Raw genomic sequence first — 4703 nt, 5'->3', positions numbered from 1 at the left:
GCGGGCAGGCCGCAGGGGCACGGGGAGGCGGGGGTGATCCTCGGGGCGGCGGTCCCCCGGGGTCGGGAGGTTCGTCGTGACATGGGTCCATTGTGACGCGTGGTGGCCGGGGCCCGCCCACACGTCGTGCCGCACCGCCGTCGGCCCGCCCCGTGCCCGGGCCGACGGTGACGGGATGTACGTCAGGGCTTGCGCGCGACGCCCGCGTAGCCGGGGATCGGCTCGTCGCCGGCGACGTCGATGACCTCGCCGAGTTCGGGATGCCAGTCGGCCGAGAGGGAGACTCCGGGTTCGACCAGTTCGAGGCCGTCGAAGAACGCCGTCAGTTCGGCGCGGCTGCGGGGGCGCAGCGTCATGCCGCGCGCCTTGTACATGGCCCGGGCCTGCGCCGCGCCCTCCGGATTGAAGTCGCCTGTGGTGTGCGAGAGCACCAGATAGCTGCCGGAGGGCAACTGGTCGACCAGCTTGTCGACCAGGGCGGCCGCGCCGTCCTCGTCGTCGATGAAGTGCAGCAGGGCCAGCAGGGAGAGGGCTATCGGCTGCTCGAAGTCCAGCACCTTGCCGGCCTCGGCCAGGATCGTCTCCGGTTTGCGGGCGTCCGCCTGGATGTACTCGGTGGCCCCCTCGGGCGTCGAGCGGAGCAGGGCCGCCGCGTGGGCCAGCACGATCGGGTCGTTGTCGCAGTAGACGACGCGCGCGTCGGGGGCGGCCTGCTGGGCGATCTGGTGGAGGTTCGGCTCGGTGGGTATGCCGGTGCCGATGTCCAGGAACTGGCGGACGCCGTGCTCGGCGAGCCAGCGGGTCGCCCGGTGCATGAACGCCCGGTTGACCCGCGCCATGTCACGGCCCCGCGCGTCCAGGGTGAGCAGCTGGCGCGCCATCTGTTCGTCGACCGGGTAGTTGTCCTTGCCGCCGAGGAACCAGTCGTACATGCGGGCCGGATGCGGCTTGCTGGTGTCGATCTCGATGGAGTGGGGTTCTTGCCCGGTCATTGGCGCGCTCCGTGGTCAGAGGTCCGTGGAGAGGAGGGGTGGTCTGTCAGGTGAGCAGGAAGTCGGCCTGGCCGGCCTTGGCGCCCTGGATGAACGCGGCGATCTCGCCGTTGGAGTAGATGAGAGCCGGACCGTCGGGGTCGGCGGACTGGCGTACGGCGACCCGCCCGTCGGCGAGCTTCATCGCCTCGATGCAGTTCCCGCCGTTCCCGCCGCTCCACGGCTTGTACCAGCCTTCGGAGCCGAGGTCACCGGCCGGCATGCCGTTGTATATGTGGTTCATCACAGCTCCTTGCGGAAGTCCCGGAGGATTTCCTTCGTGCGTTGTGCAGTTGCGGCCTGAGCCGCCATGCGGTCCATGACTTCGAGGTAGGAGGCCACCTCGGGTCGGGCGTCGAAGTAGACGGCACCGGTCAGGTACTCGCTGTAGACCATGTCGGGGAGTTCGGGGACGGCGAACCGGAACAGGACGAAGGGACCGTAGGTTCCCGGATGGTGGCCGGAGGCGAACTGCGCGATCTGCAGGGTGACATGGGGAAGCTCGGTCGCTTCGAGCAGCTTGTCGATCTGCCCGCGCATCACCTGCGCGCTCTCGACGGGCCGCCGCAGGACGGTCTCGTCCATGATCACCCAGAGTCGGGGGGCGTCCTCCTTGGCCAGCAGCGACTGCCGCTCCATCCGCAGCGCCACATGGCGCTCGATGTCCTCGGGCCGCGTCTGGCCGACCGCCCCGGTCCGCATCACGGAGCGGGCGTAGTCCTCGGTCTGGAGCAGGCCGGGCACGAAGTGCGGCTCGTACATGCGCAGCAGGCTCGCGGCGCCCTCCAGGCTGACGTACATGCTGAACCAGTCGGGCAGCACGTCGTGAAAACGCTGCCACCAGCCCGGCCTGTTCGCCTCCTCCGCCAGGTCGACGAAGGCCTCGGCCTCCTGGTCGGCGACGCCGTACGCCTTCAGCAGCAGCTGGACGTAGGGGATCTTCAGGCCGACCTCGGCCGTCTCCATTCTGCGTATCGTCGCGGGGGCGACCCTGAGGACCTTCGCCGCCTGGTCACGGGTCAGACCGACACGCTCGCGCAGATCCTGCAGGCGCTTGCCGAGAACGACCTGGCCCACGGTCGGGGCGGACCGCGGTTCGCTCACTTCAGACCTCCCCATGCGCTGTTTTGCGAGCAGTGTGCCATGCGTGCGCTCCCAACGACACAGTCACTCTGGAAATTTCAGAGTGCCCCTTGCCAAGTGTCATCGTCAGGGGGAGAGTTGACTCCCGAACCAGTTCGCTCAGTCATGCCCGCCCCCGAGCACCCGGGGAACGAAGCGTGACGCAGCCCCCACTGTGAGGAATCGGTCGTGGCACCTGGCAGTGCGCTCATCCCCCGGCTCGCGGACCTCAGCCCCGGGACGGAGGCGCTCCGTTACTGCTTCGCGCTGCCGGCGCACCCCGAGTCGGTGGCCGGTGCCCGGGAGCTGACGCGAACGCGGCTGGACGCCTGGCAGCTGGGCCGGGACGTCGGTGACGCAGCCGTCCTCATCGTCTCCGAGCTGGTGACCAACGCGATCGTGCACACCGCGAGCACCCGGGTGGTCTGCGAGCTGAGCCGGTTCGGCAGACGGCTGCGGATAGCCGTGCAGGACCAGGGGCACCAGCCCTGCGGCCCGAGGCTGCGCCCCTCCTCCGACGACGAGCACGGCCGCGGTCTGCTCCTCGTCGACGCGATGAGCAGCGCCTGGGGGTCGCACGACGCGGGGGACGCCTCCGGGCGCATCGTCTGGGCGGAGCTGCCGCACGGCGCCGAGCAGCTGTCCGGCACGGACCGGCCGTGTTGAGGAGCGCGCTGTCCCGGCTGCGCTCGGCACACCGGGGCGGCACGCCCGAAGAGGCCCGCGGCGACCGGGTGCGACTGGCGCTGCCGCCCTCGATGTCGGCGACCCTGGGCTGCGACGCGGTCGGGGTGCCCGCACGCCACGGCTTCCGCCTCATGTCCCATCTGCCGCGCACCGGCTGCGTCTTCGCCGACGCGGACCGCTGGTGGTGGATCGTCCCGGCCGGCTCCGACCTGGACCTGGACTGGCCCGAGCAGGTGACGTACGCACGTGACGCGGCCGTGCCCGGCGGGCGCCCCCGGCTGATCCACTCACCGGACGCCCTTACCCCGTACACCCCGCCCATTCCGCTGTTCCTGATGGTCTGCCAGGTGACGGGGGTGGCCCCGAGCTGGGCCGCCCCCGGTCCGCGGAGCGTCGTGGCGTCCGGCTGACCGGGCGCAGAGCCCACGACCGAACGAGCCGGGCCCGGTCAGGTCGGGCCCGTCTCGTTCGGTCGTGTTCCCGGCCGGGTCAGGACCGGTCGAGGTAGGCGAGCCCGGGGTGGACCTCGGTGTACCGGTCGAGCAGCCGCCGGGCCACCGTCACGGAGTCCACCAGCGGGTGCAGGGCGAAGGCCTGGACGGCCGCCGCGCGGGACCCGCTCTCCGCCGCCTCCAGCACCGCCCGCTCCACGGCCTTCACGGCGGTGACGAGGCCGACCGCGTGATACGGCAGCGGCGAGACGGTCACCGGGCGCGCCCCGTTGGCGTCGACGAGGCAGGGCACCTCGACGACGGCGTCCGCGTCCAGGACCGACAGGGTGGTGCGGTTGCGGACGTTGAGGATCAGCGAGGTACGTTCGTTGCGGGCGACGGCCCGCATGAGAGCGAGCGCGACCTGTTCGTAGCCGCCGGCCTCCAGGTCGCTCTCCTCCCGCTCCCCCGCCCCGGCGACCTCGCGGTTCTCCGCCATGTACGTCGCCTCGCGTTCGGCACGGGTACGGTCCCAGGTGTCCCAGGCGGGCGTTCCGGGTTCGCGCATCCGGGCGTAGAAGCCCTCCTGCTGGTCCTGGAGGAACGCTCCCCGGGTCTGCTCCGCCTCCTGGTAGGCGCGTACGGCCTCACGGTTGACGTAGTAGTAGTGCAGGTACTCGTTGGGGATCGCGCCCAGCGACCGGAGGAGTTCCGCGCCGAAGAGGCGGCCCTCCTCGAAGGAGTCGAGCAGCTTCGGGTCGGCGAGCAGCCTGGGCAGTTCGTCGCGCCCGTCGACGTACAGCCCCCGCACCCACCCGAGGTGGTTGAGCCCGGCGTAGTCGATCCAGGCCCGGTCCGGGTCGGCGCCCAGGACACGGGCGATGCGCCGCCCGAGCCCGACCGGCGAGTCGCAGATCCCGATGACCCGGTCGCCCAGATGCCGGGACATGGCCTCGGTGACCAGGCCCGCCGGGTTGGTGAAGTTGATGACCCACGCCCGCGGGGCGAGCCGGGCGATGCGCCGGGCGAGGTCGAGGGCGACGGGCACGGTCCGCAGCCCGTACGCGATGCCTCCGGCGCCGACGGTCTCCTGGCCGAGCACGCCTTCGTCGAGGGCCACCCGTTCGTCGGCGGCGCGGCCGGCGAGCCCGCCGACCCGGATGGCGGAGAAGACGAAGTCGGCGCCGCGCAGCGCCTCGTCGAGTTCCGTGGTGGCGACGACGGCGGGGGCGTCGGGGATGTCCCGGCCCTGTTCCTCGAGGACGCGGGCGACGGCGGTGAGCCGGTCGGTATCGGTGTCGTACAGCGTGACCCGGGACACGCGGCCCTCGGCGTGATCGCCGAGGAGGGCCCCGTACACGAGAGGCACCCGGAATCCGCCACCGCCAAGAATTGTCAGCTTCACGCTGCTCGATGGTACGGGCGGCCGGAG

The 4703-nt window shown here is 71.5% G+C and carries 6 protein-coding genes; 2 read left to right on the top strand and 4 right to left on the bottom strand.

The annotated features are described in order from the left end of the window. Positions 1–182: 182 nt before the first annotated feature. The 3 genes from D3105_RS32300 to D3105_RS32290 are packed head-to-tail and all read right to left on the bottom strand — an operon-like array spanning position 183 to position 2135. A complete protein-coding gene (locus D3105_RS32300) occupies positions 183–992 on the bottom strand; it encodes an SAM-dependent methyltransferase (RefSeq protein WP_118906400.1) in 810 nt (269 codons plus the stop codon). Positions 993–1038: 46 nt separating this feature from the next. Next, entirely contained in the window at positions 1039–1275 is a 237-nt protein-coding gene (locus tag D3105_RS32295) for a DUF397 domain-containing protein (protein WP_010058136.1), read from the bottom strand. Next, positions 1275–2135, bottom strand: a complete 861-nt coding sequence (locus D3105_RS32290) for a helix-turn-helix domain-containing protein (RefSeq protein ID WP_118906399.1) — start codon at positions 2133–2135, stop codon at positions 1275–1277. The genes D3105_RS32295 and D3105_RS32290 overlap by 1 nt, the downstream gene beginning before the upstream one ends. 207 nt (positions 2136–2342) lie before the next feature. On the opposite strand from D3105_RS32290, the gene D3105_RS32285 reads away from it, so the two are divergent. Together D3105_RS32285 and D3105_RS32280 are read left to right on the top strand one after the other, a co-directional pair. After that, complete coding sequence (locus tag D3105_RS32285; RefSeq protein WP_118906398.1) at positions 2343–2819, top strand: ATP-binding protein; 477 nt, start codon at positions 2343–2345, stop codon at positions 2817–2819. Continuing rightward, positions 2813–3250, top strand: coding sequence for a hypothetical protein (locus tag D3105_RS32280; protein WP_118906397.1), 438 nt, complete (start codon positions 2813–2815; stop codon positions 3248–3250). Before D3105_RS32285 ends, D3105_RS32280 begins: the two co-directional genes overlap by 7 nt. 79 nt (positions 3251–3329) lie before the next feature. Here the strand turns inward: D3105_RS32280 and D3105_RS32275 are convergent, their stop codons facing one another. Next, on the bottom strand, positions 3330–4676 hold the full coding sequence (locus D3105_RS32275; RefSeq protein WP_118906396.1) for a 6-phospho-beta-glucosidase: 1347 nt from the start codon (positions 4674–4676) through the stop codon (positions 3330–3332). Positions 4677–4703: the final 27 nt, after the last annotated feature.

It is taken from the genome of Streptomyces globisporus, from assembly GCF_003501885.1.
GTDB lineage: Bacteria > Actinomycetota > Actinomycetes > Streptomycetales > Streptomycetaceae > Streptomyces > Streptomyces globisporus_D.
The sequence above is the reverse complement of the archived record's forward strand: the minus strand, read 5'-3'. Positions and strand labels throughout refer to the sequence as shown.